This window comes from uncultured Limimaricola sp., assembly GCF_964022235.1.
In the GTDB taxonomy this organism is placed as follows: domain Bacteria; phylum Pseudomonadota; class Alphaproteobacteria; order Rhodobacterales; family Rhodobacteraceae; genus Limimaricola.
Genome location: NZ_CAXHZL010000001.1, coordinates 214,049 through 239,624 on the forward strand (window position 1 = coordinate 214,049; position 25,576 = coordinate 239,624).

Genomic DNA, 25,576 nt, shown 5'->3' on the forward strand with positions numbered 1-25,576 from the left:
CGCTCCTCAGGCCTTGGCCGCGGCCGTGTCGGCCTTGGGCTTGTAGTTGCTGACTTCGGCGATACGGGCCGACTTGCCGCGACGCGCGCGCAGGTAGTACAGCTTCGCACGACGCACACGGCCACGACGCACCACCTCGATCGAGTCGATGTTGGTCGCGAAGAGCGGGAAGACGCGCTCGACGCCTTCGCCGAACGAGATCTTGCGCACGGTGAAAGAACCGGCGATGCCCTTGCCGTTCTTGCGGCTGATGCAGACGCCTTCATACATCTGCACGCGGGTACGGGTGCCTTCGGTCACCTTGTAGCCGACGCGCAGGGTGTCACCGGCCTTGAAGTCGGGGATGGTCTTCCCCAGCGAAGCGATCTGCTCCGCTTCGATCTGTGCGATCAGGTCCATGCCTGTCACTCCTTGCTTGCTCGCGGTTATATCCGCGACGTTGCTCGCAACCTCAGAGCTCTCGGTCTTCATCCGGGTCCATATCGCGATCCTCGCAATACGCCCGCCAGAGATCAGGTCGCCGTTCCTTGGTCAGCCTTTCGGCCATCGACCTGCGCCAGTCGGTAATCTTCGCATGATGGCCCGAGAGAAGAATCTCGGGGATCGCACGACCCTTCCAAAGCGCGGGCTTGGTGTATTGCGGGTGCTCTAGGAGACCGTGGGAGAAGGACTCCTCCTCCGTGGACGCCTGATTCCCCAGCACGCGCGGTATAAGTCGGACCGTGGCGTCGATCAAGGCCTGAGCCGCAATCTCGCCGCCCGTCAAGACGAAATCGCCCAAGCTGACCTCGAGGATGCCGTGTTCCTCGATCACCCGCTCGTCCACGCCTTCGAACCGACCGCACAACAAGATCACCCCGTCGGCCTGAGACAACTCGCGCGCCAGCGCCTGATCGAAGCGGCGCCCGCGCGGCGAGAGATAGATCACCGGGGTGATCCCCTTGGCACGGGACTTGGCGTGCTCGATGGCGCGCCCGACGATGTCGGGGCGCAGCACCATCCCAGCTCCGCCGCCTGCGGGTGTGTCGTCGACGTTGCGATGCTTGCCTTCACCATAAGGGCGCAGGTCAATCGGCTGAAGCTGCCACAGACCGTCCTTGAGCGCCTTGCCGGTCAGGCTTTCGCCCAGCACGCCGGGGAAGGCCTGCGGGAACAGGGTGATGACCTGTGCGGTCCAGGCCCCGGCAAGATCGGGGGTGTCGGTCATCAACTCGCGCGGCTGGGCCGACGCACGGGCGCTCAGGCGGCCTGCGGCGCGGGGGGGCGGGGTATCGCTGGGGGTGTCGCTCATGGCTGCGGCCATAGCGGATCGCGGGCCGCCGGGGAAGGTCCGGCGGCCCTGCGAAGGATCGTCAGGTGGCGAGGCCGATGATGCCGAACAACACCAGCAGGAACAGCACCAGCGCAATGATGGCGAGCCACTTGGCCCCGGTGAGCGCGGCGCCGGAGATCCGGCCCATGCCTAGAAGACCGGCGACGGCGGCGATGGCGAGGAGGATGAGAATCCATTCGATCATGGTCTGAGCCTTTCGGTCTGCGTCCGGAAAAGCTCCGGCGCTTCAAAGGCTCAACACGATTCCGAGAGACCGGGTTCCGGGCGGATCAGCCCGCGAACAACCCCTCTGGCGGATCGGCCACGATGCGCCCCGAGGCGAGATCGACCGTGGGCACGGCAGCCAGCGTGAAGGGCAAGAGCACCGTGTCGCTGCCGAGGGGCGGCAGGATCTCCAGCAGGTCACCGGCGCCGTGGTTGAGAACACTGCGCACCGTGCCCAAGAGCGCGCCGCCGGTGTCGTGTACCGCAAGGCCGATCAGGTCGGCATGGTAGTATTCGTCATCCGGAAGCGAAGGCAGCCGGTCGCGCGGCGCAAAGAGATCGACCCCCTTGAGCGCATCGGCCTCTTCCTTGGTGGTGATGCCGTCGATGCGCGCCGTGAAGGCACCCGCGCCATGACCGGTGAGCACGATCTGCCGGAATTCCCGGCCTTGGTCGGTCACCAGCGGCACGTAGTCGGCGATGGTCTCGGGATCGGCGCAAAAGCTTTTGAGCCGCACTTCGCCGCGCACGCCGAAAGCGCCCGCCAGCCGTCCCACGCAGATCATGTCGCTCATCTGAAATCCTCCAAGCCTGTCCTTGCGTTGGAACAACAGCCCGGCCCCGAAGGCAAGGCTCAGCGGGTCTCGATCGGCAGGTGACCGCGCCGCATCTCCCAGCCTTCGGCCTCAAGCTCGGGCACGCGGTCGAGCGCCTCAGCGTAGCCGACACAGAGGTAACCCACCAGCGACCACGCGGGCGGCACGCCGAGATCGCGCGAGAGCCGGGCGGGATCGAGGATCGAGACCCAGCCGGTGCCGAGACCCTCGGCGCGTGCGGTGAGCCAGAACTGGGTGATCGCGGCGACGACGGAGTAGCGGCGCATCTCGGGCATGGTTGCGGCGCCAAGGCCGTGACCCTTGTCGGTCTCATCGTCGCAAAAGACGGCCAATTGCACCGGCGCATCGCGCATGCCTGAGAGCTTGAGCCTCGCGTAGAGCGTGGCACGGCTGCGGGACTGGTCGGCGAGGGCGCGCGCGTTGGCGGCCTCGAAGTTGGCAAGCACGGCGGCACGGGCGGGGGCGCTGGCCACCCGGATCACGCGCCACGGCTCGGACAGCCCCACCGAAGGGGCGGTCAGAAACGAATCGAGGCAGCGCGTCAGCGCTGCCTCGTCCACCGGCTCGGTGCGAAAGCGGCGCACGTCGCGCCGCCTGTCCATCAGCCGAGCCAACTCGGCCCGGAACTCCGGTGCGAAGGCGCCGGGCTGTTCCGGGCCGGGTGCCATCACTCGGCGGCGGCGTCGTCGGCCGGAGCGGCTTCGCGCGCGGCCTTCTTCTCGGCGCGGTCTTTCGCGGCCTTGCCCGGCTCACCCTTCTTGGGGTTGGAGCGGTTTTTCTTCTCGGTCACGCCAGCGGCTTCGAGCATGCGCGCGACGCGGTCGGTCGGCTGGGCACCCTTCGAGAGCCAGTCCTTGATGCGCTCGACATCCATCTTCACGCGCTCTTCGCTGTCCTTGGCGAGGAGCGGGTTGTAGGTGCCGAGCTTCTCGAGGAAGCGGCCGTCGCGCGGCATGCGGCTGTCGGTGGCGACGATCGAGTAGTGGGGGCGCTTCTTGGAACCGCCGCGGGCGAGCCGGATCTTCATGGCCATGGGAGTGTCTCCTTGGGTATGGCTGATGACGGGGAAGGCCCCGTCAGGATTGATGTTTCTCGTGGTGCTTGATGACTTCCTGGATGATGAAGGCCAGGAATTTCTTGGCGAATTCGGGGTCGAGATCGGCCTCGTTCGCAAGATCGGTGAGCCGGGCAATCTGCGATTCCTCGCGGATCGGGTCGGCGGGGGGCAGGTCGTGTTCGGCTTTCAGCCGACCCACGGCCTGGGTGTGCTTGAACCGCTCGCCCAGCGTGTAGACGAGGATCGCGTCGAGCCGGTCGATGCTCTCGCGGTGCCCCTTGAGGAGCTGTGCTGCGCGACTGGAGGTGTCGGTCATGCGTAGGCTCCCTTCGTGAGATCATGGCGCCAGATCTCGACGGCGGTGCCATCGGGGTCGGCGCGGAATTCGCGTCCCGTGTTCTCGGCCCCGAGCCGGCGCGCAACGGATTGGCTCGCCGCGTTCTCGGGGTCGATCATCGAGGCCAGTTCGGTCATGCCAAGCCGGTCCCGCGCGAAATCGAGCACGGTACGCCCGGCCTCGGTAGCAAAGCCCTTGCCCTCGGCCCCCTCGTAGAGGTGGTAGGCCAGCTCGGGCATCGGCCAGGGCTCGGGGCCCCAGAGACCGACGAGACCAACAGGTGCACCGGTGTCGCGCTCGATTGCCGCCCACATGCCGTAGCCGAGGATCTGCCAATGGCCCAGATGCAGCGCGATCACCCGCCACGCCTTGTGGCGCGGCGCGGGGCCGCCGACAAAGCTCGACCGCTCCGAGGCGAAGAATTCGCGCTCGGCTGGCAGATGCGCCAATGACGGCGGCACCAGATGCAGCCGTTCGGTGGTCAGCGACGGGATCATTTCTTCTTGCCGAAGCCGGACAGGCCCGAGGGCAGGCCCATGCCGCCGCCCATGCCGGGCAGTTTGCCCATGCCGCCGGGAAGCTGCTTGCCAAGCATCTTGGCGGCCTTTTCCATCGCGGCGGGGTCATTCACGTCGGGCATTTCGCCGCCCTTGCCGAACATGCCCTTCATGGCCTGTTTCAGCATGCCGCCCTTGCCCATTTTCTTCATCATGTCGGCCATCTGTTTTTGCTGCTTGAGCAGCTTGTTCAGCTCCGACACCTCAAGGCCTGCGCCCTTGGCGATGCGTTTCTTGCGGCTGGCTTGCAGAAGGTCGGGGTTGGCCCGCTCCTTCTTGGTCATGGAGTTGATCAGCGCGATCTGGCGCTTGAGCATGGTGTCGTCGAAGCCTGCCGACTGCGCCTGCTTGGCCATCTTGCCCATGCCGGGCAGCATGCCCATCAGGCTCTCCATGCCACCCATCTTGAGCATCTGCTCGAGCTGCATCTTGAGATCGTTCATGTTGAAGCGGCCCTTCTGGAACCGCTTCATCATCCGCTCGGCCTGTTCGGCCTCGATGGTCTGCTGCGCTTTCTCCACGAGGGCGACGATGTCGCCCATCCCGAGGATCCGGCCCGCGATGCGCTCGGCCTCGAAGGTCTCGATCGCGTCCATCTTCTCGCCGAGGCCGACGAAGCGGATCGGCTTGCCGGTGACCTTGCGCATCGACAGCGCCGCACCGCCGCGCCCGTCGCCGTCCATCCGCGTCAGGACGACGCCCGTGACGCCGATCTTGTCGTCGAACTCGGTCGCGACGTTCACGGCGTCCTGGCCGGTCAGGCCGTCGACCACCAGCAGCGTCTCGCGCGGGTTGACCGCGTCGCGCACCGCCGCCGCCTGGGCGATCAACTCGGCATCGATATGCAGCCGGCCCGCCGTATCCAGCATGTAAACATCGTAGCCGCCAAGCGAAGCCTGCGTCTTGGCGCGCTTGGCGATGGCGACGGGGTCCTCGCCCTTGACGATCGGCAGCGTGTCGACGCCGATCTGGCGGCCGAGGATCTCGAGCTGCTCCATCGCGGCGGGGCGGTTGACATCGAGCGAGGCCATCAGTACCCGCTTGCCCTCGCGCTCGGTGAGGCGCTTGGCGAGCTTGGCGGTGGTGGTGGTCTTGCCCGAGCCCTGCAGGCCGACCATCAGGATCGGCGCGGGCGCGTTGTCGATCTTGAGCTTGCCCGGATCGCTGTCGCCGGTGAGCACCGAGACCAGCTCATCATGCACGATCTTCACGACCTGCTGGCCGGGGGTGATCGACTTGGTGACGGCCTGACCGGTCGCCTTGTCCTGCACCGCCGCCACGAAATCGCGGGCGACGCCGAGCGAGACGTCCGCCTCGAGCAGCGCCACGCGGACCTCGCGCAGCGCGGTCTTCACATCCTCGTCGGACAGCGCGCCCTGTTTGGTGAGCCTGTCGAAGACGCCGGAGAGGCGGTCTGAGAGCGATTCGAACATGGCGGTCCTTTCCGACCGTTACGCAGATCCCGGTTGCCCCATGCGGTTGCGCGCCCGTGGGCGCAACGCGCTGACGGACGGCGATCCCCGCTCGGGCCGGGGACCGGAAAGCCAAAGCTTCCGGGTTTGGGGATCGCAATTACGGCGGATCGCCGCTTTGGTCAAGAGCCGCGATCCGCTTGGAGCCGGCGGCGATGCGTCCTAGAAGGGAGCCCCACGCCCGAGGAGAGCCGCATGGACAACTGGGATGAAATCCGCACCGCCTTTCATGTCGCCCGCATGGGCACGGTATCTGGTGCAGCTGACGTGCTGGGGGTGCACCATGCGACGGTCATCCGCCACGTCGACGCGCTCGAGACGCGGCTCGGAGTGAAGCTGTTCCAGCGCCACCCGCGCGGCTACACCGCGACCGAGGCCGGGCGCGACCTGTTGCAGGTGGCCCAGACGACCGACGATCAGTTCTCGCAGCTGGTCAGCCGGCTCAAGGGGCAGGGCAACGGGGTCGAGGGCGAGCTGGCCGTGACCACGCTCGACACGCTGGCCGATCTGGTCATGCCGCTATTGATCGATTTTCAGGTCGAGCACCCGGCGGTCATGGTGCGGCTGCTCACCGGCACCCGGCTGTTCCGGCTCGAATATGGCGAGGCGCATGTGGCAATCCGCGCGGGCACCGTCCCCGATCAGCCCGACAACGTGGTGCAACCCCTGATGCGGCTGCAGGTCGTTCTCGTCGGGACGCGCGACTACATCGCGCGCCATGGCCGGCCCTCGGGCATCGAGGATCTGCCGAACCACCGTTTCGTGTGCTCTGACGATCTCGAAAGCCGTGCGCCGTTCTACCGATGGCTGCGCGAGACCGTGCCGTTGGACCGGATCGCCTTTCGCGCTTTTGGCGAGCGCAACCAGCGCGACGCGGTGCTGGCGGGGGCGGGTCTGGGCTTCCTGCCGCTGCACGAGGCGCAGGCGCGCGACGATCTGGAGATCTTCCACGGCCCGCTGCCGGAATGGGAGGTGCCGGTCTGGGTGGTGACGCATGTCGACCTGCACCGGACCCCCAAGGTGCAGGCGTTTCTCAAAGCTCTGAAGGACCGCGCAAAAAGCTGGGAGTAGGCTGAGGAACGATTTCGTGAGGGCCGCGTTGGCTCGTCAGATTCAACTGATACATCCTCAAGGGGCAGTCATGCGCAACATCATCTACATCATCGGTCTCGTGGTCGTCGTCATCGCGGTTCTGTCGCTGATCGGCCTCGTCTGATCGACCGCTGATCCTAACCGTCCGCCGCGGAGGGGCCTTCGGGCCCGGTCGTGGCGGACGCACCCAGTTCCCGCTCGAGGAACCGCTCGAAGGCGTCGAGATCGATGCCCTCCATCTGACCGAAGCCCTGCATCCACACCGAGGCTTCGCGCAGACCGTCCGGCTCAAGCTGGCACCACGTGACGCGCCCTCGCCGATCGCGCGAGATCAGCCCGGCCTCCGCCAATACCCCCAGATGTTTGGAGATCGCCGCGAGAGACATCTCGAACGGTTCGGCCACGTCCGTGACCGCCATGTCGTCTTCGAGCAGCAGCGCGAGAATCGCGCGCCGGGTCGGGTCGGCAAGGGCGGAGAATACCAGATCAAGGGATGCGGCCATGCGGCACCCTGACGGTGCTTGGCGAGAAACGTCAACCGCGCGGTTGAATGTCGCGCATGCTGACCAAACGCCGCCCCGAGCATGTCGACCGGTTCGGCCTCTCGAAAATATCGTTACATTACAGTTGGAAAGCCGCCGTATTCGCAGGGATTCCGGGCGCTTGACCAATCCGCCCCCACGCTATAGCACCCTCTCGACCGATGAGGGGGCCGACCCGGAGTGTCCGACAGCCACGACGATGACGATCACGACGCGCGGTTGCGCGCATTGGAAGAGCGTCTCGCCAAGCTGAAGGGCAAGCCCGAGGAAACCGCTCATCAGGAGAACCATTACAGCCAAGCGCAGGTCGCTTGGCGCATGGTGATCGAGCTTGTGGCCGGTCTCGGGATCGGCTTCGGTATTGGCTTCGGCTTGGACACCCTTTTCGGGACCATGCCGATCTTCCTGATACCGTTCATATTTCTGGGCCTCGCGGCGGGCGTGAAAACGATGCTGCGCACGGCCAAGGAGCTGCAGGTAAAACAGCAGGCCGATTCGGCCCGCGACGACGAGGGCTGAGAGAATGGCGACAGAGACGGTTGCAGTGGTCGATGGGCATGTGGAAGAGGCCGGCGGTCTGGAGTTCCACCCGTTCGACCAATTCGAGATCAAGCCGCTCTTCGGCGAGATCGGCGACCCCGTGTCCTGGTACACCATCTCCAACGCCACCTTCTGGATGGCGCTGGCGGCTCTTTCGGTCATCCTGCTCCTCGTGATCGGCACCCGTGGCCGCGCCGTGATCCCCAGCCGGGTCCAGTCGGCCGCCGAGCTGGTCTACGGCTTCGTCTACAAGATGGTCGAGGACGTCACCGGCAAGGAGGGGCTCAAGTACTTCCCCTGGATCATGACGCTGTTCCTTTTCATCCTGTTCTCGAACTATCTCGGCCTCCTGCCGATGGCCTTCACCCCGACCTCGCATATCGCCGTCACCGCCGTTCTGGCGCTCGGCGTGTTCATCTCGGTCACGGTGATCGGCTTCATGAAGAACGGCATGGCCTTCCTCGGCCTGTTCTGGATGAAGGAAGCGCCGTTGTTCCTGCGCCCCGTCATCGCGATCATCGAGGTGATCTCGTACTTCGTGCGCCCCGTCAGCCACTCCATTCGTCTCGCCGGCAACCTCGTCGCCGGTCACGCGATGATCAAGGTGTTCGCGGGCTTTGCCGCCATCGCCGCCATCTCGCCGCTCTCGGTCGTGGCGATCACCGCGATCTACGGGCTCGAAGTACTCGTGGCCGGCATCCAGGCCTACGTGTTCACCATCCTCACCTGCATCTACCTCAAGGACGCGCTGCATCCGTCGCACTAAAGACGGAGCGCGATCCTCGGGGTCGGTTCACCCTTCACCAAACACGCAATTCCAAATCAGGAGATACCCCCATGGAAGGCGATATCGCACAATTCGGTCAGTTCATCGGTGCCGGCCTCGCAGCCATCGGCTCGGGCCTCGCGGCCATCGGTGTGGGCTCGGTCGCAGCGAACTACCTGTCGGGCGCGCTGCGCAACCCGTCGGCTGCCGCTTCGCAGACCGCCACGCTGTTCATCGGCCTGGCCTTCGCCGAAGCGCTCGGGATCTTCTCGTTCCTCGTCGCTCTGCTGCTGATGTTCGCGGTCTGATCCAGATCTCGATCTCCTGACCGGCGGCGCGGGGCCAGATCCCTGCGCCGCCATTTCCTTAGGGCTCGATGGAGGACGCCGTGGCGACCGAAATTATTACCGCCGACGAAGTGGTGGTTCACGGAGCCGAAGCCGCAGGGCCGGGCATGCCCCAGCTCGACGTCTCCAGCTTCCCGAACCAGATCTTCTGGCTCCTGGTCACGCTCGGCGTGATCTATTTCGTCCTGTCCCGCTTTGCCCTGCCGCGCATCGGCGCGGTGCTGGCCGAGCGCGCAGGCACGATCACCAACGACATCGCCGCCGCGGAGGAGCTGCGGCACCGCGCTCGCGAAGCCGAGGGTGCCTATGACAAGGCGCTGGCCGACGCGCGCGCCGAGGCCAACCGGATCGTCGCCGAGACCAAGGCGCAGATTCAGGCCGACCTTGATGTCGAAATGGAAAAGGCCGACGCGCAGATCGCCGCGAAGACCGCCGAGAGCCAAGCGGCGATCGACGAGATCCGTGAAAGCTCTGCTCGCAACGTGAGCGAGGTCGCCCGCGACGTCGCGCGCGAGATCGTGGCCGCCTTTGGCGCCGATGCCGACGCTGCCAAGGTCGACGCCGCCGTCGACGCCAAGCTGGGAGAGCGCGCATGAAACTCGTTCTCGCAACGCTCGCCCTGAGCATGGCCGCCGCTCCGGCGATGGCCGCGACCGGGCCGTTCTTTTCGCTTCGCAACACCGACTTCATCGTGCTGCTGGCGTTCCTGCTCTTCGTCGGCGTGCTGCTCTACTTCCGTGTTCCGCGCGAAGTCGGCAAGTTGCTCGACAAGCGGGCCGATGGCATCCGCGCCGAGCTCGACGAGGCCCGTGGGCTCCGCGAAGAGGCGCAGTCGCTGCTGGCCTCCTTCGAGCGTAAGCAAAAGGACGTGCAGACGCAGGCCGATCGCATCGTGTCGAGCGCCCGCGACGAGGCCAACCGCTCGGCCGAGCAGGCCAAGATCGACATCGCCAAGTCGATCCAGCGTCGTCTGACCGCCGCCGAGGAGCAGATCCAGTCGGCGCAGGACAAGGCCGTCAAACAGGTCCGTGACGAGGCCGTCACCGTGGCCGTGGCGGCCGCGCGTCAGGTCATCACCGACCAGATGACCGCGCAGCGTACCGACAAGATGATTGAGGAGTCGATCCAGACGGTGGGCGCCAAGCTGCACTGACTGGGTCGGGGCTTCGGCTTTGACACGAAAAGGCCCGGACGCGATGGCGTCCGGGCCTTTTCATTTGATCGGTCATGTCGCCCGGGAGGGCGCACTCAGCGAGCCGCATCCGGGAGCATGGTGATCTCGGGCGTCGTCAATTGCGTGTTGTAGGCCAGCAGATCGATGAACGGCGGTTGGCTCTCGGGCGCTGTGGCCTCGGCTACGACAGAGCTCCGGTCCGGGGCCGCGGCCGGTTGGCTCGTGCTTGCGGTGACGTCGTGTGACTTGCCGCCACAGCCGGGTCCGGCGGTGGCCCAAGTGGCAGGGAAAAGCGCGGCACAGGCCGCGAGAGCGGGTAGCAGATGTCTCATGGCGCATCCTCCTGTGAGCGCCATCCTAGCACATCCCACCGCGTCGGTCGCGGCTCAGCGCGCGGTTTCCCGGCTCAGCCGCCGCTTGGCGATCGCCTCGTGGCGATCCGCCTGCCGCTGATCGCTCAGCGCGCTCTGCACATAGTCGAGATGCGACGCCACGGCGGCACGAGCGGCTTCTGGATCGCGGGCCTGCAGCGCCTCGTTGATGGCGCGGTGCTGCTCCAGAACCGAGGCGCGGGTGGCGCGCTGGCGGAACATGACCTGTCGGTTGTAGAACACGCCTTCGCGCAGCAGGTCGTAGATCGACCGCATCATGTGCAGCATGACGACGTTGTGGCTCGCCTCGACGATGGCGAGGTGGAACTCGGCATCGAGCCCGGCCTCGGCCTCGGCGTTGGTGGCGGGTTTGGCCTGCGCCGCCTCCATCCGCGCAAATACCGCATCGATCACCGCGAGATCGCTGTCCGAGCCGAGGCGGGCCGCGCGCTCGGCCGCCAGCCCTTCGATGTCGCGGCGAAACGCCACCATGTCCGAGACCGCCTCGTCGTGTGTGGCAAAGAGCCGTACGAGGGCCGGCGAAAAGGCCGAGCCGATCACGTCGGATATATAGACCCCCGCACCGGCCCGGCTTTCGACGAGGTTGCGGGTCTGCAGATCGGCCAGAGCTTCGCGCAGCGACGGGCGCGAGACGCCAAGACGTTCGGCCAGATCGCGCTCGGGCGGCAATCGGTCACCCGGGCGCAGGATGCCGCGCAGCACCAGCTCCTCGATTTGGCGCACGACGCCATGAGAGAGCTTCTCGGGCTGAATGGGCTTGAAAGGCATGGTGAACCTCCAGAACTGGTAAAATTGTATTACCGGGTCGAAGTTTACTCAACCGCAAAGCAAAGGGCCGCCCCGAAGGGCGGCCCGATGGATCGGTCGAAGGGAAGAGATCAGCTGTTGGGCGTGATGATGATCTCGACACGACGGTTCTGGCGACGGCCCTCGGGGCTCAGGTTCGACGCGATAGGCGCGTCTTCGCCGCGACCGATGGCGCGGATGCGCGCGGGCGACACGCCGGCCGAGGTCAGCACCGAGGCGACCGAACGGGCGCGGGCTTCGGAGAGCGACTGGTTATAGGCGGCCGCACCGGTGTTGTCGGCGTGGCCAACCACGTTGACGGTGGTGTTGGGATAGTTGTTGATCGAGCCCGCGATGGCACGCAGGTCATTGGTCATCGAGCCAGTCAGCGTGGCGCTGTCGGTGGCGAAGAGGATATCCTGCGGCAGGGTTACGACGAGCTGCTCGCCATTGTTGACGATGCCGACGTTGGAGCCGAGCTGGTTGCGCAGTTCGGCTTCCTGGCGGTCGAGCATCGCGCCCGAGGCCGCGCCGACGCCGCCTGCGACGGCCGCGCCGATAGCGGCGTTGCGCAGACGCTCGTCCTTGTCGTCACCGGTGAGCGCGCCGACGGCGGCACCGAGACCCGCACCCACCAGAGCGCCGCGACGGGCGTTGGCGTTGGGGTCGGGGTTGTTGGGGGTCACCGGCTGGCACGCGGCCACAGCGAGGGCCGACACGGTGACGAGCGCGAGGGGAAGCTTGGTGATCATGATCTGTCCATTTCTTGCGAGTCGCGCGGATTGTGATGCCCGCGCCTGTCCCGGTTTGATAGAGGCCGCGTGCGGCTGCTATGCAATAACGCGGCTTTGATAGGCAGGTTCCGGGTTTTCAGGGAACCCGATCCCCTGTGGCTCCAAAGCCTCAAGCTTCGGTGCGGGCGGCCTCCCAAGCCAGCATCGCGCGCTTGACCGGCAGGCCCCAGTGATAGCCGCCGAGTTCGCCGGACTTGCGCAGCGCCCGGTGGCAGGGGATCAGCCACGACACCGGGTTGCGGCCCACCGCCGTGGCAGCGGCGCGCACCGCGCGCGGCACGCCGATGCGGGTAGCGATGTCGGAGTATGTGGTGACGTGGCCCGTGGGCACCTCCAGAAGCGCTTGCCAGACCTTGATCGCGAAGGGCGCGCCAATGAGCGCGACCCGGGTTTCGCCGCGCCCGTCGAAGGCGGCCTTGACCCAAGGCGCAAGGGCATCGGGGTCTTCGACAAAACATGCAGCAGGCCAACGAGCGCGCAGATCCTCGAAGGTGGCCGCCACCCCGGTTTCGGCGGCAAAGCCCAGACCGCACAGCCCGCGATCCGTGCCCATCGCCACGACCGGGCCGAAGGGGCTGTCGAAGCTGCCATGCCGGATTTTCAGTCCCGCGCCGCCAGCACCGTAATCGCCGGGACTCATCGCCTCCCAGCGCAGGAACAGGTCGTGCAGCCGACCCGTGCCCGACAGCCCCACCTCCTGCGCCGTCTCGAGCGTGGTGCGCCGTTCGCGCAGCAGCGACTTGGCGTGGCCGAGAGCAAGGTACTGCTGGTAGCGCTTGGGCGAAACGCCGACCCATGCGGAGAAGACCCGCTGGAAATGCGCGGGCGACATCTCCATCCGGGCGGCGAGAGCCTCGAGAGCGAGCGGGGCGGGGGCCGTGTCGATCGCCTCGATGGCGCGACGCATGACGCCGTAGTGATATGCGTGGGTCTGGTCCATGGGATCGAGAATAGGACGCAGCGCGGGGCGGCGCGACCCGGAAGCTGCGCAACTTGATCCGTCGCACTGGTCCGCGCCTGCGGGGTTTGAGTATTTGAAGAGCAAAGTCACCCAAGAGCATGCCTCGGCTCACTTTACTCTCCGAATACTCACGGCGCGGCGCCCGGTGGCACGGCCCTCCGCCGCCCTTGTGAGGCCGGGTTGCTCCGGGCATAGAGGTGCGATGACCCGACAGCTCGACTACCACGAAATCGACGCGATCTTTGCCCGCCTGCACGAGGCCGAGCCCGAGCCGAAAGGCGAGCTCGACCACGTCAACGCCTACACGCTTCTCGTGGCCGTTGCGCTCTCGGCGCAGGCCACGGATGCGGGCGTCAACAAGGCGACGAAACGTCTGTTTGAGATTGCTGACACGCCCGAAAAGATGTTGGCCTTGGGCGAAGATGGCGTCATCGAGCACATCAAGACCATCGGCCTGTTTCGCAACAAGGCGAAGAACGTGATCCGCATGAGCGAGATCCTCGTCGAGCGGTTCGGTGGCGAGGTGCCGTCGTCGCGCGCCGCCCTCGTGTCGCTGCCCGGCGTCGGGCGAAAGACCGCGAACGTCGTGCTCAACATGTGGTGGAAGCATCCCGCGCAGGCGGTCGACACGCATATCTTCCGCGTCTGCAACCGCACCGGCATCGCGCCGGGCCGCGATGTGGATGCCGTCGAACGCGGCATCGAGGACCATATACCTGCGCGCTGGCAGGGCCATGCGCATCACTGGCTGATCCTGCACGGGCGCTACATCTGCGTGGCGCGCAAGCCCAAATGCCCGGCCTGTCCGATCCGCGACATCTGCCTCTTCGAGGAGAAAACCCTATGAACGTCCCCCGCATCCTTGGCATCGGCAATGCCATCGTCGACGTTTTCGCTCAGGCCGATGACAGCTTTCTCGACCTGATGGGCATCGAGAAGGGCATCATGCAGCTTGTCGAGCGCGAGCGTGGCGAGACGCTTTACGGGGCCATGGAGGGCCGCCGTCAGGCGCCCGGTGGCTCGGTCGCCAACACGCTGGCGGGGCTGGGCAACCTCGGACTCGACACGACCTTCATCGGCCGGGTGCGCGATGATGCGCTTGGCCGGTTCTATGCGCAGAGCATGGAGGAGGGCGGCACGCGGTTCGCCAATCCGCCGGTCACGGGCGGCGAGCTTCCGACCTCGCGCTCGATGATCTTCGTGAGCCCGGATGGCGAGCGCTCGATGAACACCTATCTCGGCATCTCTGCCGAGCTTGGCCCGGACGATGTGTCCGACGCGGTCGCGGGGCAGGCGGGGATCCTGTTTCTGGAGGGCTATCTCTACGACAAGCCCAAGGGCAAACAGGCCTTCGAGCGCGCCACCGAGCTGACCCACAAGGGCGGCGGCATGGCCGGGATCGCGCTGTCGGACCCGTTCTGTGCCGATCGGCATCGCGCCGATTTTCAGCGGCTGGTGCGCGAACTCGACTTTGTCATCGGCAACGAGCACGAATGGGAAAGCCTCTACCAGTGCCGTCTCGACGAAGCGCTGACCCGCGCCGCCGACGAGTGCCGTTTCGTGGTCTGCACCCGTTCGGGCGCCGATGTGGTGCTGATCCGGGGCGAAGAGCGGGTGGTGGTGCCAGTGCGCAAGGTCAAGCCGGTCGATGCCACCGGCGCGGGCGACCTGTTCGCCGCGGGCTTTCTCTATGGCATCGCAACGGGGCGGGGTCTCGAGACGGCGGGCCGCATGGGCTGCGTCGCCGCCGCCGAGGTGATCTCGCATTTCGGGGCGCGCCCCGAGACGGATCTCGGGACGCTTTTCAAGGATGCCGGACTGCTTTAATCCTTTGCATCCTCGGCAGGCTCGATCTGGCCCTTGCGCTGCAGCCACTGTGCCACCAGCAGGCACAGCACGGCCCATCCGGCGCCGGCGGTCCAGCCGGCGATCACGTCGGTGGGCCAGTGCACACCGAGATAGACCCTGCTCGCTCCGACCAAACCCGTGAGCAGGATCGCGCAGGTCATGATATAGACCTTGATCACGCGGCGCGGCTCGAGCCGCGACAGCATCACGGCCAATGTGAGATAGGTCACCGCCGAGAGCATCGTGTGCCCCGAGGGAAAACTCGCGGTGTAGACGTAGGAGCCATGCGGCACGAGGTCAGGACGAGCGCGCTCGAACAGCATCTTGGCGGTGCGGCTCAGTAGCGTACCGCTGCCAATCGCGAGCAGCAGGAACCACATCGTGCGCGTATGGCGCGACAGTACCAGATAGCCAGCCACCCCCGCCGTCAGCAGCGTCAGCCACGCCACGCCGCCCAGCGCCGTCATGTCGCGCGCCATCTCCTCGACCCAGTGCGAGCCGATCGGATCGCTCAGATCGCCCGGGGTCCTGAGCGCGAGCAGGATCGCTTCGTCAAAAGCCGCCGTGTCGCCCTCGACGACTTCGCCCGCAAGCAGGAAGAAGCCGAGTGCGGCGAGCGAGACGAGAAACAGCAGCACCATCCACAACTCGGGGCGGCGACGCAGATTGGCGGGGATGTCGGTCGGGCTGGGATCAGGCATATCGCTTCAACCATGCGGAGGGAGGGGAGTTCCGGCACGCACTCATGCGCCGAGCTTCGCATGCACCGCCTCGAAGTCGATCTCGCGCACGGGGCCGCGCTTGGACGGGTCGTCGATGTCATAGCCGAACAGCTCGAAATCGCGCCCGTAGACTTCGCGCACGAGGTGCATCGACAGGTCGTCGAAATAGGCCTCGACCGGATGGGCACGCTTGGGGCCGTGGCCCTCGCTTTCATTGAAGCGCGGCATCGCGCCGAGATCGACCGGGTGGCGCAGCGGCGCGCGCGCCAGCACCTCGCGCATCCCGGCGTCGAACTCCTCGGTGTGCACGATCCGGTCATAGCGCCCGCCGCCCCGGATCAGCGTCGAGACATGGCCCGACATGGCCGACCAATGGATGTCGGGGTCCATCGGCTTGCGAAAGCGGATGGTGTCGCGGGCGAACAGCAAAAAGCGCCGAAAGCTGCGTATCTGGTCGAACTCGAAGCCGGTCTCGGGGTCGCCCACCTCAATTCCGTATTTCTGAACGAGCATCGGCACGAGGTTGCCCCGGTAGCGGCGGCCGTTGCGCTGGATACCGCAGATCTTGTCGAAGAAGGACGACAGGATGCGTCCGTAGGGATTGCGCACGCAGGTGAAGACGAGGCTTTTGTGCGCGGTGACGTTGTCGGCGATCGGGCCTTGGCTGCGGTCCTGGGCCCATTTGTGCAGGCCCTCCTGCGCGTCATGGATGTCGCCGTCGAAGAACCGCCCGTGGTCCGATCGGTACATGATCTGGCCGATGGTCGAACAGGCGCATTTGGGCACCACCCGGTACACCATGCTCTCGCTCTCGGTCATCCAGGTGCCCGGAAATCCCATGCGTCGCCCCATTCGCTGCCGCGCTTGGGCCACAAGGGGCCCCGAAATGCTTGGCGACCTGTTTATGCGACGGCTTCGCGCGCTATCAAGGCGCAAACCGCCCGGGGCTCTGGCCGCGTGGTGTCTGGGGAACGCATATGACGCGCATCGCTTTCATCCTGCTGTGCCACAAGGATCCCGAAGCGGTGATCGGTCAGGCGCGTGGCCTCGCCGCCTCGGGGGATGCGGTGGTGGTGCATCTGGACGCGCGCGCCCCTCAGGCCGATTGGCTGCGGCTGCGCGATGGGCTGTCGGGGCAGGCGGGCATAGCGGTGGTGCAACACAGGATGCGATGCGGCTGGGGCGAATGGAGCCTTGTCACCGCGACGATCTCGGCGTTGCGACTGGCGCTTGAGCGGTTCGCGGATGCCACGCATTTCTACCTCGTTTCGGGCGACTGCATGGCGATCAAGTCGGCCGCCCATGCCCACGAGATGCTGGAGGCCGACCCGGCGGACTGGATCGAGAGCGTCGATTTCTTCGAAAGCGGCTGGATCAAGACCGGGATGCGCGATGAGCGGCTGACCCGCTGGCACCTGTTCAACGAGCGCGATCGCAAGGGGCTGTTCTACCTCAGCCTCGCAGTCCAGCGAAGGCTCGGGATCACGCGGGCGGTCCCTGCCGACATCCGGCCAATGATCGGCTCGCAATGGTGGTGCCTGAGGCGTGGCACGGTGGAGGCGGTCTTGGGCTTTCTCGACGCGCGCCCCGACGTGCGCCGCCTGTTCCGCTGGAGCTGGATCCCCGACGAGACCATGTTCCAGACTTTGGTGCGCCACCTCGTCGCGCGCGACGAAATCCGCTCGCGCAGCCCGACCTTCCTGACCTTCACCGACTACGGGATGCCCGCGACATTCCACAACGACCACTACGACCTGCTGTTGGGCCAGGATGCGCTCTTTGCGCGCAAGATCAGCCCCGGTGCCACGCGGCTGCGCGAACGGCTGCGGGACTTGTGGGCCTCGGGGCGGCGCGAGTTTCCGGCCGGGGGCGACGGGCGGCGGCTGCACCAGTTCCTGACCGGGCGCGGTCGGATCGGATTGCGCTTTGCACCGCGCGCTTGGGAGAGCGGCGGATCGCTCGGCGCGGGGCGGGTGCTGTTGCTCGTCATCAGCCACAAGCGGCATGTCGCGAAACGGCTGATGGGGTCGATCAAGCATCATACCGGCATGTTGGCCACCGACTACCTGTTCGACGAGGAGGACACCGATCTGCCACCGATGGGTGGCGTCGAGCGCGGGCTCGCCAAGCGGTCGCGGCACCGGCGCGCGACGCTGCGGCTGCTGTACGAGCTGCACGATACCGACAAGCTGGCGGTCTGCATCGATCCCTCGCGGATCGACCTGATCCGTGATGTGATGGACGACAAGGCGGTGGTGCGGCTGCTCGAGATCGACGCGAGGATCGACGACACCTATCTGCGCCAGCACGCGATACGCACCGATCTGGCGGGCGAAAGCGAGGCCGGGCTGGAGCTGTTGATGCCCCCATTGCGCCAGCAGATGGGGGCCGAGGTGCGCGAGCTTCGCGAGGCAGGATTTGCCGGGCATTACCGGCTTGTCGAGGGGGCCGGACCGGAGGACAACAGTCAAGCGCTGCAGGCTTTTCTCGACGTGACACCCGAGTTGGCCCGCGGCATCGCCGAGACGCCACATCTGTTCGATGACTGAGGAGGAAGCGATGCGCTTCGACTACGACGACCAGAACATATTCGCCAAGATCCTGCGCGGCGAAATCCCCAACAAGACCGTGCTCGAAACCGAGCACAGCCTCGCCTTCAACGACATCGCACCGCAGGCGCCGGTGCATGTGCTGGTGATCCCCAAGGGGGCCTATATGAGCTACGACCACTTCGCGCGGGAGGCCTCTGACGCGGAGATTCTCGACTTCAACCGCACGGTGGCGCAGGTTTGCGAGACGGCCGGGGTCGATGAGGGCTTTCGCGCCATCGCAAACGCCCGCGCGCATGGCGTCCAGGAGGTGCCGCATTTCCATATGCACATCTTGGGCGGACGCCCCTTGGGCCGGATGCTGGAGCGCGGCTGAAACCACGGAGATGTCGCCCCTCGGGAATGCTCCGGGGGGCAGTGAGCGGGCCTCAGCCCTCCTGTCGGCCCGCCCGAGCAATGGCATCGGCGATGCGGCGCGGCTCGGGGCTGTCGCCCTTTGCGGGCCAGCCCTCGCGTTGGGCGGTGCGGTCGCCGTCGGTCGCCTCGGTCTGATCGTGGAACAGCACCATGCGCGTCGGATAGGGCAGGTCGATGCCCTTGTCGTTCAGCGCATTGTAGGTATCGCGGATCACCCGGCCCCAGACATGCACGACGTCGGCGCGCGCGGGCGTGGTCCACCAGCGCAGGCGGATCGTGTTGCCATCGGCGTCCATGCCCCACGGGATCGCCTCAGGCGCGGGGTCGGAAAGCACGCCCTCGCATTTTCCCGCAGCCTCGACCATGATCGCGCAGGCCTCATCGATATCGTCCGAGCAACCGATCAGCACATCGTATTGCGAGCGCCGCTTGTCGAAGGCGGTGTTGACCACCACCGCATCGGTGTAGATGTCCGAGTTCGGGATCACCACGCGGCGGCCGTCATAGGTCTTGATGAGCGTGGCGCGGGTCTCGATCCGCTCGACCGTGCCCTCGTGCCCGCCCGAGACGATCTGATCGCCAACCTCGAAGGGCTGGCGGATCAGGATCAGGATGCCCGCCAACATGTTCTGCAGGATGTCCTTGAAGGCGAAACCGATCGCGACCGAACCGATGCCAAGGCCGGCGAAGAGATCCCCCGGCGAGATCGAGGGGGCGACGATTGTGACCGCGAGCATGACGCCCAAGATCGTCACCAGCCAGCGCAGCAGGCTGGCGCCCACGTCGCCCAGATTGTCACGGCCGCGGCTCTTGCCGGATCGGCGCACCAGAGCGGCGAGGCCGCGCGCGAGAAACCAGAAGACGACCAGAAGCACCAGCGCCACGGCGATGTTGGGCAGAAGCCGGAAGAAGCCGTCGACCCAGGCGTCGATCTTCTCGAAGATATTGCCGGTGTCGGCGTCGACCTGCGCGAGGCTGTCGACATCCTCGCGGCTCTGCGTCTGCGTCTCTTCTTCTTCCATGCCGTCCCTCTTGTGATCAGAGGGGCAACCTTACGCGGCGGAGACGGGTTCCTTGGCCTTGGAGGTGAGCTGCAGGAACACATCCTCCAAATCCGCTTCCTCGGTCTTTACGTCGATCAGCGTCATGCCGCCCGCGCGGATCGCGTCGAGCACCGTGCCCGCCCCCATCTTCGAGGCGTCGTAGCTGAAGGCCAGCGCCCCGCCCGGTCGTTCGGTGACGCTGACGCCCTCGGGCAGGGCGGGGAGCGCCGTGGGGCCGTCGGGAGTGACCACCAGCGTCTTGCCGCTGACCCGGCCCACGAGGTTCGCGGTGGTGTCACGGGTGATGACGCGGCCATTGTCGATGATCGCGATCTCGTCGCACATCTCCTGCGCCTCTTCGAGGTAATGCGTCGTCAGGATGATCGTCGTGCCCTCCTGCTCGTTGAGCTTTCGCACGTTGCGCCACAGCATGTTGCGCAGCTCGATGTCGACCCCTGCCGTCGGCTCGTCAAGCACCAGAACGCGCGGCGAATGCACCAGCGCCTTGGCCAGAAGCAGTCGCCGTCGCATGCCCCCCGAGAGCGAGCGGGCATAAGCGTCGGCCTTGTCGGCGAGGCCCACCATTTCCAGAAGCTCCATGGTCCGGCGCTGCGATTTCGGCACGCCCCAAAGCCCGGCCTGCACGTCGAGCGCGCCGCGCGGCGTGAAGAACGGATCGAGCACCAGCTCCTGCGGCATCACACCGATGGCGGCGCGCGATTGGCGCGGGTTCACGTCCTGATCAAAGCCCCAGATCTTCACGCTGCCCGCCGATTTCAGCACGAGGCCCGCCATGATGTTGATCATCGTCGACTTGCCCGCGCCGTTGGGACCCAGCAGTCCGAAGATCGACCCCGCCGGGATCGTCAGGTCGACACCGTCGAGCGCGAGTTTGGCCGGGGACTTGGCGCTCGGCGCATAGGTCTTCCTGAGGCCGGTGATCTCGATGGCGGCGTCGGTCATGGATGCGTCCTTTCGCGTCTTGTCCCTGCGGGTGGGGCGGCTAGAATGTAGTCCGATCAGGGCCGGGTCCATGCCCGGCCGCTCCCGTTAGCAAGGCAAGGCCCCTCATGACACTTCCCGCGCCCGAGACCAAGATCGTCGACACCTGGCGTATCGCCTGCGACGGCGGCAGCGCGGGGCTGGGCCATCCGCGCGTCTGGCTGATGATCCCGCACGACACCGGCTGGGTCGACTGCTCCTATTGTGACGCGCGCTATATCCACCGCGAATACGCGGAAAAGGGCACCGAGGGTCTCGAGGAGATCACTCGCGGGCAGGACCGCTCGGGGCAGGAGAACGAGACCCGCTGAGGCGGGCTCTTTCCGACATCACCGAAGAATTTTCTCCGATACCCGCCCGGGTTTCGGCTAGACAGACACGCGACATCGCAAGAGGGGACGCGGGCATGACGCAATTCGGCAAGGGGTGCCACCTGCACCTGATCGACGGCTCGGCCTTCATCTTTCGCGCCTACCACGCGCTGCCGCCGCTCACTCGCAAGTCCGACGGCCTGCCCGTCGGCGCGGTGTCGGGCTTCGTCAACATGTTGCAGCGCTATATCGAGAACAACTCGGGTTCTGACGCCGCCACCCATGTCGCGGTGATCTTCGACAAGGGCAGCCATACCTTCCGCAACGACCTCTATGACCTCTACAAGGCCAACCGCGAGGCGATGCCCGAGGACCTGCGCCCGCAGATCCCGCTCACCCGTGCGGCGACCGAGGCCTTCAACATCGCCTGCAAGGAAAAAGAGGGCTTCGAGGCAGACGACATCATCGCCGCCCTGTCGTGCCAGGCGCGCGACGCGGGCGGGCGGGTGACGATCATCTCGTCCGACAAGGATCTGATGCAGCTCGTCGGCGACGGGGTGGAGATGCTCGACCCGATGAAGAACCGACGCATCGACCGAGACGGCGTGTTCGAGAAGTTCGGCGTCTATCCCGACCGCGTCGTCGACGTGCAGGCGCTTGCGGGCGATTCGGTCGACAACGTCCCCGGCGCGCCCGGCATCGGCATCAAGACCGCCGCCCTGCTGATCAACGAGTTCGGCGATCTGGAAACGCTTCTGGAGCGCGCGGGCGAGATCAAGCAGCCCAAGCGCCGCCAGACCCTGATCGATCACGAAAAGCAGATCCGGCTGTCGAAGCAGCTCGTGGCGCTCGACTGCGACATGGTGCTCGACTTCACGCTCGACGATCTGGAGATCCGCGACCCGGACCCGGAAGTGCTTCTGGGATTTCTCGCCGAGATGGAGTTCCGCACCATCACGCGACGCGTGGCCGAGAAGCTCGGGGCTGAGGCGCCCGTGGTGCCCGAGGTGGCCAGCACCGCGCCCGATGCCGCCGAGCCCGAGCCCGAGGCACCCTTCGATCACGCCGCCTACCAGAAGGTGACGACGGCGGAGGAATTGCAGGTCTGGATCGACGCGATCCGCGAGCTGGGCCATGTCGCGGTCGACACCGAGACCACCAGCCTCGACGAGATGCGTGCCGATATGGTTGGCATCTCGCTCGCGCTGGCCCCGGGTCACGCCTGCTATATCCCGCTTACCCATCGCTCGGGCGAGGAGGGGCTGTTCGGCTCGGACGCGCTGACCGAAGGCCAGATGCCGCTCGAGCAGGCGCTCGAGATGCTGAAGCCGGTTCTGGAGAACGCCTCGATCCTCAAGATCGGCCAGAACATGAAATACGATATGAAGATCTTCGCCGGTCTGGGGATCGATGTGGCCCCCTTCGACGACACGATGCTGCTCAGTTATGCCATGCACGCAGGTCTGCACGGCCACGGCATGGACACGCTCTCCGAGCGCTACCTCGGCCACCTGCCGATCCCGATCAAGCAGGTGATCGGCACTGGAAAATCGGCCGTGACCTTCGACAAGGTCGGCATCGACGACGCCGTCAAATACGCCGCCGAGGACGCCGACATTACGCTGCGCCTGTGGAAGCGGTTCAAGCCCCAGCTCCACCAGAACCGCGTCACCACCGTCTATGAGACGCTGGAGCGTCCGCTGGTGCCGGTGCTGGCGCGGATGGAGCGCGCGGGCGTGCAGGTCGACCGCGAGGTGCTCAGCCGCATGTCCAACGCCTTCGCGCAGAAGTTGGCGGGGCTGGAGGCGGAGATCCACGCCAAGGCTGGGCGGCCCTTCAATGTTGGAAGCCCGAAGCAGCTGGGCGAAATCCTGTTCGACGACCTGTCGCTGCCCGGTGGCAAAAAGGGCAAGACCGGCGCCTATGCCACGGGTGCCGACATCCTCGAAGACCTCGCCACCGAGCACGAACTGCCGCGCCTCGTGCTCGATTGGCGCCAGATCTCCAAGCTGAAATCGACCTATACCGACAGCCTGCAGGAGCACATCCACCCCGAAACGGGTCGGGTGCACACGTCGTATTCGATCGCAGGCGCCAACACCGGCCGCCTCGCCTCGACCGACCCGAACCTGCAGAACATCCCGATCCGCACCGAAGAAGGCCGGCGCATCCGCGAGGCCTTCGTCGCCCCGAAGGGCCGCACGCTCGTTTCGCTCGACTACTCGCAGATCGAGCTACGCATCCTCGCGCATATGGCCGACATCGAGGAGCTGAAGCAGGCGTTCCGTGAAGGCCAAGACATCCACGCCGCCACCGCGTCCGAGATGTTCAACGTGCCCTTGGGCGAGATGACGCCCGAGATCCGGCGGCAGGCCAAGGCAATCAACTTCGGAGTGATCTACGGCATCTCGGGCTTCGGCCTCGCGCGCAACCTGCGGATCCCGCGCGAGCAGGCGCAGGGCTTCATCGACCGCTACTTCGAACGCTTTCCCGGCATCCGCGCCTACATGGACGAGACCACCGCCTTCGCGAAGGCCAACGGCTTTGTCGAGACGCTGTTCGGACGGCGCATCAACACGCCCGAGATCAACGCCAAGGGACCGGGTGCTGGCTTTGCCAAGCGCGCGGCGATTAACGCGCCGATCCAAGGCACGGCGGCCGACATCATCCGCCGCGCGATGATCCGCATGGACGAGGCCATCGCGGCCGTCCCCTCGGCGCGGATGCTGCTGCAGGTGCATGACGAATTGTTGTTCGAGGTGGACGAGGGCGAGGTTGACGCGCTGATCCCGATCGCGCGCGAGGTGATGGAAGGGGCTGCCGCACCGGCCGTGCATCTCGATGTGCACCTTACCGCCGAGGCGGGGCAGGGACCAAACTGGGCATTGGCGCACTGAAGGAACCGCACCCCGCGCGCATCGTTGCATCCCCGAAGCGGGCGGCGGCATTGTGGCCCCCTGTCTAGGGATTGGAACGACATATGAGCGAGCATAGCAACGAAGAGCGGGTGCGGATGTTCTGGGATCGGCTGGCCGATCTGCGCGCCGGCATGGTGGGGATCAAAGGCACCGACCGTCTGGTGCCTATGAGCCATCACGTGGATCACGAGGCGGGCTGCCTGTGGTTTATCGCAGCCCATGGCGAAGAGCTGACCAACGCCGTCGAGACGAGCCCGCGCGACGCGCTGTTCTCGGTCTCCTCGGACAAGCACGGGCTTTACGCTCATGCTCATGGCACGCTCGAGCTGAGCCACGACAAGGCCAAGCTCGACGAGGTCTGGAACGCGGTCGCGGCGAGCTGGTTCGACGACGGGCGCGACGATCCGGATGTTCGTCTCCTGTGCCTGCGCCTGCGCGAAGCCGAGGTCTGGACCACCACGACGAGCTCGGCGGCCTTCCTGTTCCAGATTGCCAAGGCCAAGGCCGTGCGCGAGGCCAAGCCCGATGTGGGCGACAATTACACGCTGCGGTTCTGAGGCCTCGCCTCGATCCGAGCATGAGGCGGCTCCTTCGGGGGCCGCCTTTTTCGATGGTGATGCAAGCTGTGGTATCCTCACCTCGGGTAGGGAGGATCGCGGATGACTACAGGACGGCAAAGACTTTATGACAGGCAACTCGTGTCCGACGGCAATCCCATGGAGGCGGTGGTCGGGTTCAGCCGTGCGGTGCGGGTGGGCCGGTCCATTGCGGTGGGCGGCACCGCCCCCGTCGATGTCGAGGGGCGCACGGTCGGCCTCGGCGATGTCGCCGCGCAGACCCGGCGCTGCTTTGAAATCGTGCGCTGGGCGCTTGCCCAGGCCGGGGCCGGGATGGACGACGTCGTCCGCACCCGGTTGCTGCTGACGGATATCGAGGATTGGCGCGCCGCGGTGAAGGTGCGGGCCGAGTTCTGCGGCGAGGCGCGTCCGGCGGACACGATCGTGCAGGTGGGGCGCTTCGTGAACCCCGAATGGCTGATCGAGGTCGAGGTCGATGCGGTCATCGCCGACAGCCGTTGAAGACACAAAAAGGCGCGGGCCCTATCCGGAACCCGCGCCTTCGCATGACGCGACCGTCGCCTCACCAGCCGACCGCGTCATGCACGACCGGCTGGAGGTCCGGTCGTATCAGTTGACCGCCTTTTCCTCGATGAGGTTGGCGTCCTGCGCCTTCTGGCTCGCGATCTCGATGCGGCGCGGTTTGAGCGCCTCGGGCACCTCGCGCACGAGGTCGATGTGCAGCATGCCGTCGAGGTGGCTGGCGCCCGTGACCTTCACGTGATCGGCAAGGTGGAAGCGCCGCTCGAAGGCCCGCGTGGCGATGCCGCGGTGCAGGAAGGTGCGGCTCTCGACATCGTCCTCGGCCTTGCGCGCGGTGACGATCAGCGTGTTCTCGCGGACCTCCACGGCGAGGTCGTCGGCCCCGAAACCGGCGACGGCGATCGAGATGCGCCAGCCGCTCTCATCGGTCTTTTCGATGTTGTAGGGGGGGTAGTTGTTCTGGGTGGGCTCCCCGGCGAGCACGCGGTCCATCAGGTCGGCGACCTGATCGAAACCCACGGTGGCGCGGTAGAGCGGGGCAAGATCGAAATTACGCATGTCAGTCATCCTTTGTCTCAAGCGATAACGTCGTGATGGCCTTCCCGAATTGGGACAGGCCGGACATTCGGAGCCCGGTGTGGCGCTCCGTGATCGAGATGTGGGGGAGGGTTTTCGGGGTTTCAAGATCCGCCGAT

General features: G+C 66.1%; 33 protein-coding genes and 1 pseudogene. 15 read left to right on the forward strand and 19 right to left on the reverse strand.

Features of this window, described 5'->3' with window-relative positions:
* Nucleotides 1-6 precede the first annotated feature (6 nt).
* The 9 genes from rplS to ffh form a co-directional block, all read right to left on the reverse strand.
* Complete coding sequence (gene rplS, locus AADJ02_RS01105; RefSeq protein WP_341211148.1) at nt 7-399, reverse strand: 50S ribosomal protein L19; 393 nt, start codon at nt 397-399, stop codon at nt 7-9.
* A gap of 52 nt (nt 400-451) precedes the next feature.
* Nucleotides 452-1,291, reverse strand: coding sequence for a tRNA (guanosine(37)-N1)-methyltransferase TrmD (gene trmD, locus AADJ02_RS01110; RefSeq protein WP_341211149.1), 840 nt, complete (start codon nt 1,289-1,291; stop codon nt 452-454).
* Nucleotides 1,292-1,352: 61 nt separating this feature from the next.
* Nucleotides 1,353-1,517: a DUF1328 family protein gene (locus AADJ02_RS01115; RefSeq protein WP_341211150.1), complete on the reverse strand. Its 165-nt coding sequence runs from the start codon at nt 1,515-1,517 to the stop codon at nt 1,353-1,355.
* An 85-nt stretch (nt 1,518-1,602) separates the two neighbouring features.
* Entirely contained in the window at nt 1,603-2,112 is a 510-nt protein-coding gene (gene rimM / locus AADJ02_RS01120; protein ID WP_341211151.1) for a ribosome maturation factor RimM, read from the reverse strand.
* Nucleotides 2,113-2,171: 59 nt separating this feature from the next.
* Nucleotides 2,172-2,822: a 5,6-dimethylbenzimidazole synthase gene (bluB, locus tag AADJ02_RS01125; RefSeq protein WP_341211152.1), complete on the reverse strand. Its 651-nt coding sequence runs from the start codon at nt 2,820-2,822 to the stop codon at nt 2,172-2,174.
* Complete coding sequence (rpsP, locus tag AADJ02_RS01130; RefSeq protein WP_341211153.1) at nt 2,822-3,187, reverse strand: 30S ribosomal protein S16; 366 nt, start codon at nt 3,185-3,187, stop codon at nt 2,822-2,824. Before rpsP ends, bluB begins: the two co-directional genes overlap by 1 nt.
* A gap of 43 nt (nt 3,188-3,230) precedes the next feature.
* The gene (locus AADJ02_RS01135; protein ID WP_341211154.1) at nt 3,231-3,527 is read right to left on the reverse strand and encodes a chorismate mutase; all 297 of its coding nucleotides are present in this window, start codon (nt 3,525-3,527) and stop codon (nt 3,231-3,233) included.
* Nucleotides 3,524-4,045 carry a GNAT family N-acetyltransferase gene (locus AADJ02_RS01140; RefSeq protein ID WP_341211155.1) on the reverse strand — a complete coding sequence of 174 codons (522 nt, stop codon included), beginning with the start codon at nt 4,043-4,045 and terminating at the stop codon, nt 3,524-3,526. Before AADJ02_RS01140 ends, AADJ02_RS01135 begins: the two co-directional genes overlap by 4 nt.
* On the reverse strand, nt 4,042-5,538 hold the full coding sequence (gene ffh, locus AADJ02_RS01145; protein ID WP_341211156.1) for a signal recognition particle protein: 1,497 nt from the start codon (nt 5,536-5,538) through the stop codon (nt 4,042-4,044). The genes AADJ02_RS01140 and ffh overlap by 4 nt, the downstream gene beginning before the upstream one ends.
* 234 nt (nt 5,539-5,772) lie before the next feature.
* On the opposite strand from ffh, the gene AADJ02_RS01150 reads away from it, so the two are divergent.
* Together AADJ02_RS01150 and AADJ02_RS01155 are read left to right on the forward strand one after the other, a co-directional pair.
* Nucleotides 5,773-6,648: a LysR family transcriptional regulator gene (locus AADJ02_RS01150; protein WP_341211157.1), complete on the forward strand. Its 876-nt coding sequence runs from the start codon at nt 5,773-5,775 to the stop codon at nt 6,646-6,648.
* 16 nt (nt 6,649-6,664) lie between these two features.
* Nucleotides 6,665-6,793, forward strand: coding sequence for a hypothetical protein (locus AADJ02_RS01155; RefSeq protein ID WP_341211158.1), 129 nt, complete (start codon nt 6,665-6,667; stop codon nt 6,791-6,793).
* Between the two features lie 13 nt (nt 6,794-6,806).
* On the opposite strand, the gene AADJ02_RS01160 is transcribed toward AADJ02_RS01155, so the two are convergent.
* Entirely contained in the window at nt 6,807-7,172 is a 366-nt protein-coding gene (locus AADJ02_RS01160) for a metalloregulator ArsR/SmtB family transcription factor (protein WP_341211159.1), read from the reverse strand.
* 219 nt (nt 7,173-7,391) lie between these two features.
* On the opposite strand from AADJ02_RS01160, the gene AADJ02_RS01165 reads away from it, so the two are divergent.
* The 5 genes from AADJ02_RS01165 (at nt 7,392) to AADJ02_RS01185 (ending at nt 10,017) form a co-directional block, all read left to right on the forward strand.
* Nucleotides 7,392-7,730: an AtpZ/AtpI family protein gene (locus AADJ02_RS01165; protein WP_341211160.1), complete on the forward strand. Its 339-nt coding sequence runs from the start codon at nt 7,392-7,394 to the stop codon at nt 7,728-7,730.
* A gap of 4 nt (nt 7,731-7,734) precedes the next feature.
* Nucleotides 7,735-8,517: a F0F1 ATP synthase subunit A gene (locus AADJ02_RS01170; protein WP_341211161.1), complete on the forward strand. Its 783-nt coding sequence runs from the start codon at nt 7,735-7,737 to the stop codon at nt 8,515-8,517.
* Between the two features lie 71 nt (nt 8,518-8,588).
* On the forward strand, nt 8,589-8,825 hold the full coding sequence (locus tag AADJ02_RS01175; protein WP_017929184.1) for a F0F1 ATP synthase subunit C: 237 nt from the start codon (nt 8,589-8,591) through the stop codon (nt 8,823-8,825).
* 80 nt (nt 8,826-8,905) lie between these two features.
* The gene (locus AADJ02_RS01180) at nt 8,906-9,460 is read left to right on the forward strand and encodes a F0F1 ATP synthase subunit B' (protein WP_341211162.1); all 555 of its coding nucleotides are present in this window, start codon (nt 8,906-8,908) and stop codon (nt 9,458-9,460) included.
* Nucleotides 9,457-10,017, forward strand: coding sequence for a F0F1 ATP synthase subunit B (locus tag AADJ02_RS01185; RefSeq protein ID WP_341211163.1), 561 nt, complete (start codon nt 9,457-9,459; stop codon nt 10,015-10,017). The genes AADJ02_RS01180 and AADJ02_RS01185 overlap by 4 nt, the downstream gene beginning before the upstream one ends.
* 95 nt (nt 10,018-10,112) lie before the next feature.
* Here AADJ02_RS01185 and AADJ02_RS01190 read toward each other — a convergent pair whose 3' ends face one another.
* The 4 genes from AADJ02_RS01190 to AADJ02_RS01205 all read right to left on the reverse strand — a co-directional run bounded on the left by AADJ02_RS01190 (nt 10,113) and on the right by AADJ02_RS01205 (nt 12,950).
* Nucleotides 10,113-10,370 carry a hypothetical protein gene (locus AADJ02_RS01190; protein ID WP_341211164.1) on the reverse strand — a complete coding sequence of 86 codons (258 nt, stop codon included), beginning with the start codon at nt 10,368-10,370 and terminating at the stop codon, nt 10,113-10,115.
* A gap of 54 nt (nt 10,371-10,424) precedes the next feature.
* Nucleotides 10,425-11,198, reverse strand: a complete 774-nt coding sequence (locus AADJ02_RS01195; protein WP_341211165.1) for an FCD domain-containing protein — start codon at nt 11,196-11,198, stop codon at nt 10,425-10,427.
* A 110-nt stretch (nt 11,199-11,308) separates the two neighbouring features.
* The gene (locus AADJ02_RS01200; protein ID WP_341211166.1) at nt 11,309-11,968 is read right to left on the reverse strand and encodes an OmpA family protein; all 660 of its coding nucleotides are present in this window, start codon (nt 11,966-11,968) and stop codon (nt 11,309-11,311) included.
* Nucleotides 11,969-12,119: 151 nt separating this feature from the next.
* On the reverse strand, nt 12,120-12,950 hold the full coding sequence (locus tag AADJ02_RS01205; protein ID WP_341211167.1) for a bifunctional helix-turn-helix domain-containing protein/methylated-DNA--[protein]-cysteine S-methyltransferase: 831 nt from the start codon (nt 12,948-12,950) through the stop codon (nt 12,120-12,122).
* A 223-nt stretch (nt 12,951-13,173) separates the two neighbouring features.
* Between AADJ02_RS01205 and nth the strand changes: the two genes are divergently transcribed.
* Nucleotides 13,174-13,818, forward strand: a complete 645-nt coding sequence (nth, locus tag AADJ02_RS01210; RefSeq protein WP_341211168.1) for an endonuclease III — start codon at nt 13,174-13,176, stop codon at nt 13,816-13,818.
* On the forward strand, nt 13,815-14,798 hold the full coding sequence (locus tag AADJ02_RS01215) for an adenosine kinase (protein WP_341211169.1): 984 nt from the start codon (nt 13,815-13,817) through the stop codon (nt 14,796-14,798). The genes nth and AADJ02_RS01215 overlap by 4 nt, the downstream gene beginning before the upstream one ends.
* Here AADJ02_RS01215 and AADJ02_RS01220 read toward each other — a convergent pair.
* The gene (locus AADJ02_RS01220; protein ID WP_341211170.1) at nt 14,795-15,520 is read right to left on the reverse strand and encodes a phosphatase PAP2 family protein; all 726 of its coding nucleotides are present in this window, start codon (nt 15,518-15,520) and stop codon (nt 14,795-14,797) included. The genes AADJ02_RS01215 and AADJ02_RS01220 overlap by 4 nt on opposite strands.
* 42 nt (nt 15,521-15,562) lie before the next feature.
* Nucleotides 15,563-16,381, reverse strand: coding sequence for a sulfotransferase family protein (locus tag AADJ02_RS01225; RefSeq protein WP_341211171.1), 819 nt, complete (start codon nt 16,379-16,381; stop codon nt 15,563-15,565).
* A 137-nt stretch (nt 16,382-16,518) separates the two neighbouring features.
* Between AADJ02_RS01225 and AADJ02_RS01230 the strand changes: the two genes are divergently transcribed.
* Nucleotides 16,519-18,090 carry a DUF5928 domain-containing protein gene (locus AADJ02_RS01230; protein ID WP_341211172.1) on the forward strand — a complete coding sequence of 524 codons (1,572 nt, stop codon included), beginning with the start codon at nt 16,519-16,521 and terminating at the stop codon, nt 18,088-18,090.
* Between the two features lie 10 nt (nt 18,091-18,100).
* Complete coding sequence (locus AADJ02_RS01235; RefSeq protein ID WP_341211173.1) at nt 18,101-18,466, forward strand: HIT domain-containing protein; 366 nt, start codon at nt 18,101-18,103, stop codon at nt 18,464-18,466.
* Nucleotides 18,467-18,518: 52 nt separating this feature from the next.
* On the opposite strand, the gene AADJ02_RS01240 is transcribed toward AADJ02_RS01235, so the two are convergent.
* Nucleotides 18,519-19,529: a mechanosensitive ion channel family protein gene (locus AADJ02_RS01240; RefSeq protein WP_341211174.1), complete on the reverse strand. Its 1,011-nt coding sequence runs from the start codon at nt 19,527-19,529 to the stop codon at nt 18,519-18,521.
* Nucleotides 19,530-19,559: 30 nt separating this feature from the next.
* A complete protein-coding gene (locus AADJ02_RS01245) occupies nt 19,560-20,513 on the reverse strand; it encodes an ABC transporter ATP-binding protein (RefSeq protein ID WP_341211175.1) in 954 nt (317 codons plus the stop codon).
* 107 nt (nt 20,514-20,620) lie between these two features.
* Here AADJ02_RS01245 and AADJ02_RS01250 point away from each other — a divergent pair.
* The 4 genes and pseudogenes from AADJ02_RS01250 to AADJ02_RS01265 form a co-directional block, all read left to right on the forward strand.
* Nucleotides 20,621-20,785, forward strand: a pseudogene (locus AADJ02_RS01250) (zinc-finger domain-containing protein); the annotation flags it as partial.
* A gap of 173 nt (nt 20,786-20,958) precedes the next feature.
* On the forward strand, nt 20,959-23,760 hold the full coding sequence (gene polA, locus AADJ02_RS01255; protein WP_341211176.1) for a DNA polymerase I: 2,802 nt from the start codon (nt 20,959-20,961) through the stop codon (nt 23,758-23,760).
* Between the two features lie 83 nt (nt 23,761-23,843).
* Entirely contained in the window at nt 23,844-24,338 is a 495-nt protein-coding gene (locus AADJ02_RS01260) for a pyridoxamine 5'-phosphate oxidase family protein (protein WP_341211177.1), read from the forward strand.
* A gap of 102 nt (nt 24,339-24,440) precedes the next feature.
* The gene (locus tag AADJ02_RS01265) at nt 24,441-24,860 is read left to right on the forward strand and encodes a RidA family protein (RefSeq protein WP_341211178.1); all 420 of its coding nucleotides are present in this window, start codon (nt 24,441-24,443) and stop codon (nt 24,858-24,860) included.
* 108 nt (nt 24,861-24,968) lie between these two features.
* Here the strand turns inward: AADJ02_RS01265 and AADJ02_RS01270 are convergent, their stop codons facing one another.
* On the reverse strand, nt 24,969-25,439 hold the full coding sequence (locus AADJ02_RS01270; RefSeq protein WP_341211179.1) for an Hsp20 family protein: 471 nt from the start codon (nt 25,437-25,439) through the stop codon (nt 24,969-24,971).
* Between the last annotated feature and the right edge of the window lie 137 nt (nt 25,440-25,576).

What these genes read in the sequence shown, in the direction of transcription:
- AADJ02_RS01240 (WP_341211174.1), bottom strand. Translation starts at nt 19,529, where the DNA reads ATGGAAGAAGAAGAGACGCAGACGCAGAGCCGCGAGGATGTCGACAGC.
- rpsP (WP_341211153.1), bottom strand. Translation starts at nt 3,187, where the DNA reads ATGGCCATGAAGATCCGGCTCGCCCGCGGCGGTTCCAAGAAGCGCCCC.
- AADJ02_RS01160 (WP_341211159.1), bottom strand. Translation starts at nt 7,172, where the DNA reads ATGGCCGCATCCCTTGATCTGGTATTCTCCGCCCTTGCCGACCCGACC.
- AADJ02_RS01205 (WP_341211167.1), bottom strand. Translation starts at nt 12,950, where the DNA reads ATGGACCAGACCCACGCATATCACTACGGCGTCATGCGTCGCGCCATC.
- polA (WP_341211176.1), top strand. Translation starts at nt 20,959, where the DNA reads ATGACGCAATTCGGCAAGGGGTGCCACCTGCACCTGATCGACGGCTCG.
- AADJ02_RS01260 (WP_341211177.1), top strand. Translation starts at nt 23,844, where the DNA reads ATGAGCGAGCATAGCAACGAAGAGCGGGTGCGGATGTTCTGGGATCGG.
- rplS (WP_341211148.1), bottom strand. Translation starts at nt 399, where the DNA reads ATGGACCTGATCGCACAGATCGAAGCGGAGCAGATCGCTTCGCTGGGG.
- AADJ02_RS01215 (WP_341211169.1), top strand. Translation starts at nt 13,815, where the DNA reads ATGAACGTCCCCCGCATCCTTGGCATCGGCAATGCCATCGTCGACGTT.
- AADJ02_RS01235 (WP_341211173.1), top strand. Translation starts at nt 18,101, where the DNA reads ATGCGCTTCGACTACGACGACCAGAACATATTCGCCAAGATCCTGCGC.
- AADJ02_RS01220 (WP_341211170.1), bottom strand. Translation starts at nt 15,520, where the DNA reads ATGCCTGATCCCAGCCCGACCGACATCCCCGCCAATCTGCGTCGCCGC.
- AADJ02_RS01150 (WP_341211157.1), top strand. Translation starts at nt 5,773, where the DNA reads ATGGACAACTGGGATGAAATCCGCACCGCCTTTCATGTCGCCCGCATG.
- trmD (WP_341211149.1), bottom strand. Translation starts at nt 1,291, where the DNA reads ATGAGCGACACCCCCAGCGATACCCCGCCCCCCCGCGCCGCAGGCCGC.
- AADJ02_RS01185 (WP_341211163.1), top strand. Translation starts at nt 9,457, where the DNA reads ATGAAACTCGTTCTCGCAACGCTCGCCCTGAGCATGGCCGCCGCTCCG.
- AADJ02_RS01175 (WP_017929184.1), top strand. Translation starts at nt 8,589, where the DNA reads ATGGAAGGCGATATCGCACAATTCGGTCAGTTCATCGGTGCCGGCCTC.
- bluB (WP_341211152.1), bottom strand. Translation starts at nt 2,822, where the DNA reads ATGGCACCCGGCCCGGAACAGCCCGGCGCCTTCGCACCGGAGTTCCGG.
- rimM (WP_341211151.1), bottom strand. Translation starts at nt 2,112, where the DNA reads ATGAGCGACATGATCTGCGTGGGACGGCTGGCGGGCGCTTTCGGCGTG.
- AADJ02_RS01190 (WP_341211164.1), bottom strand. Translation starts at nt 10,370, where the DNA reads ATGAGACATCTGCTACCCGCTCTCGCGGCCTGTGCCGCGCTTTTCCCT.
- AADJ02_RS01265 (WP_341211178.1), top strand. Translation starts at nt 24,441, where the DNA reads ATGACTACAGGACGGCAAAGACTTTATGACAGGCAACTCGTGTCCGAC.
- AADJ02_RS01140 (WP_341211155.1), bottom strand. Translation starts at nt 4,045, where the DNA reads ATGATCCCGTCGCTGACCACCGAACGGCTGCATCTGGTGCCGCCGTCA.
- AADJ02_RS01200 (WP_341211166.1), bottom strand. Translation starts at nt 11,968, where the DNA reads ATGATCACCAAGCTTCCCCTCGCGCTCGTCACCGTGTCGGCCCTCGCT.
- AADJ02_RS01195 (WP_341211165.1), bottom strand. Translation starts at nt 11,198, where the DNA reads ATGCCTTTCAAGCCCATTCAGCCCGAGAAGCTCTCTCATGGCGTCGTG.
- AADJ02_RS01170 (WP_341211161.1), top strand. Translation starts at nt 7,735, where the DNA reads ATGGCGACAGAGACGGTTGCAGTGGTCGATGGGCATGTGGAAGAGGCC.
- nth (WP_341211168.1), top strand. Translation starts at nt 13,174, where the DNA reads ATGACCCGACAGCTCGACTACCACGAAATCGACGCGATCTTTGCCCGC.
- AADJ02_RS01225 (WP_341211171.1), bottom strand. Translation starts at nt 16,381, where the DNA reads ATGGGATTTCCGGGCACCTGGATGACCGAGAGCGAGAGCATGGTGTAC.
- AADJ02_RS01115 (WP_341211150.1), bottom strand. Translation starts at nt 1,517, where the DNA reads ATGATCGAATGGATTCTCATCCTCCTCGCCATCGCCGCCGTCGCCGGT.
- AADJ02_RS01135 (WP_341211154.1), bottom strand. Translation starts at nt 3,527, where the DNA reads ATGACCGACACCTCCAGTCGCGCAGCACAGCTCCTCAAGGGGCACCGC.
- AADJ02_RS01270 (WP_341211179.1), bottom strand. Translation starts at nt 25,439, where the DNA reads ATGCGTAATTTCGATCTTGCCCCGCTCTACCGCGCCACCGTGGGTTTC.
- ffh (WP_341211156.1), bottom strand. Translation starts at nt 5,538, where the DNA reads ATGTTCGAATCGCTCTCAGACCGCCTCTCCGGCGTCTTCGACAGGCTC.
- AADJ02_RS01245 (WP_341211175.1), bottom strand. Translation starts at nt 20,513, where the DNA reads ATGACCGACGCCGCCATCGAGATCACCGGCCTCAGGAAGACCTATGCG.
- AADJ02_RS01230 (WP_341211172.1), top strand. Translation starts at nt 16,519, where the DNA reads ATGACGCGCATCGCTTTCATCCTGCTGTGCCACAAGGATCCCGAAGCG.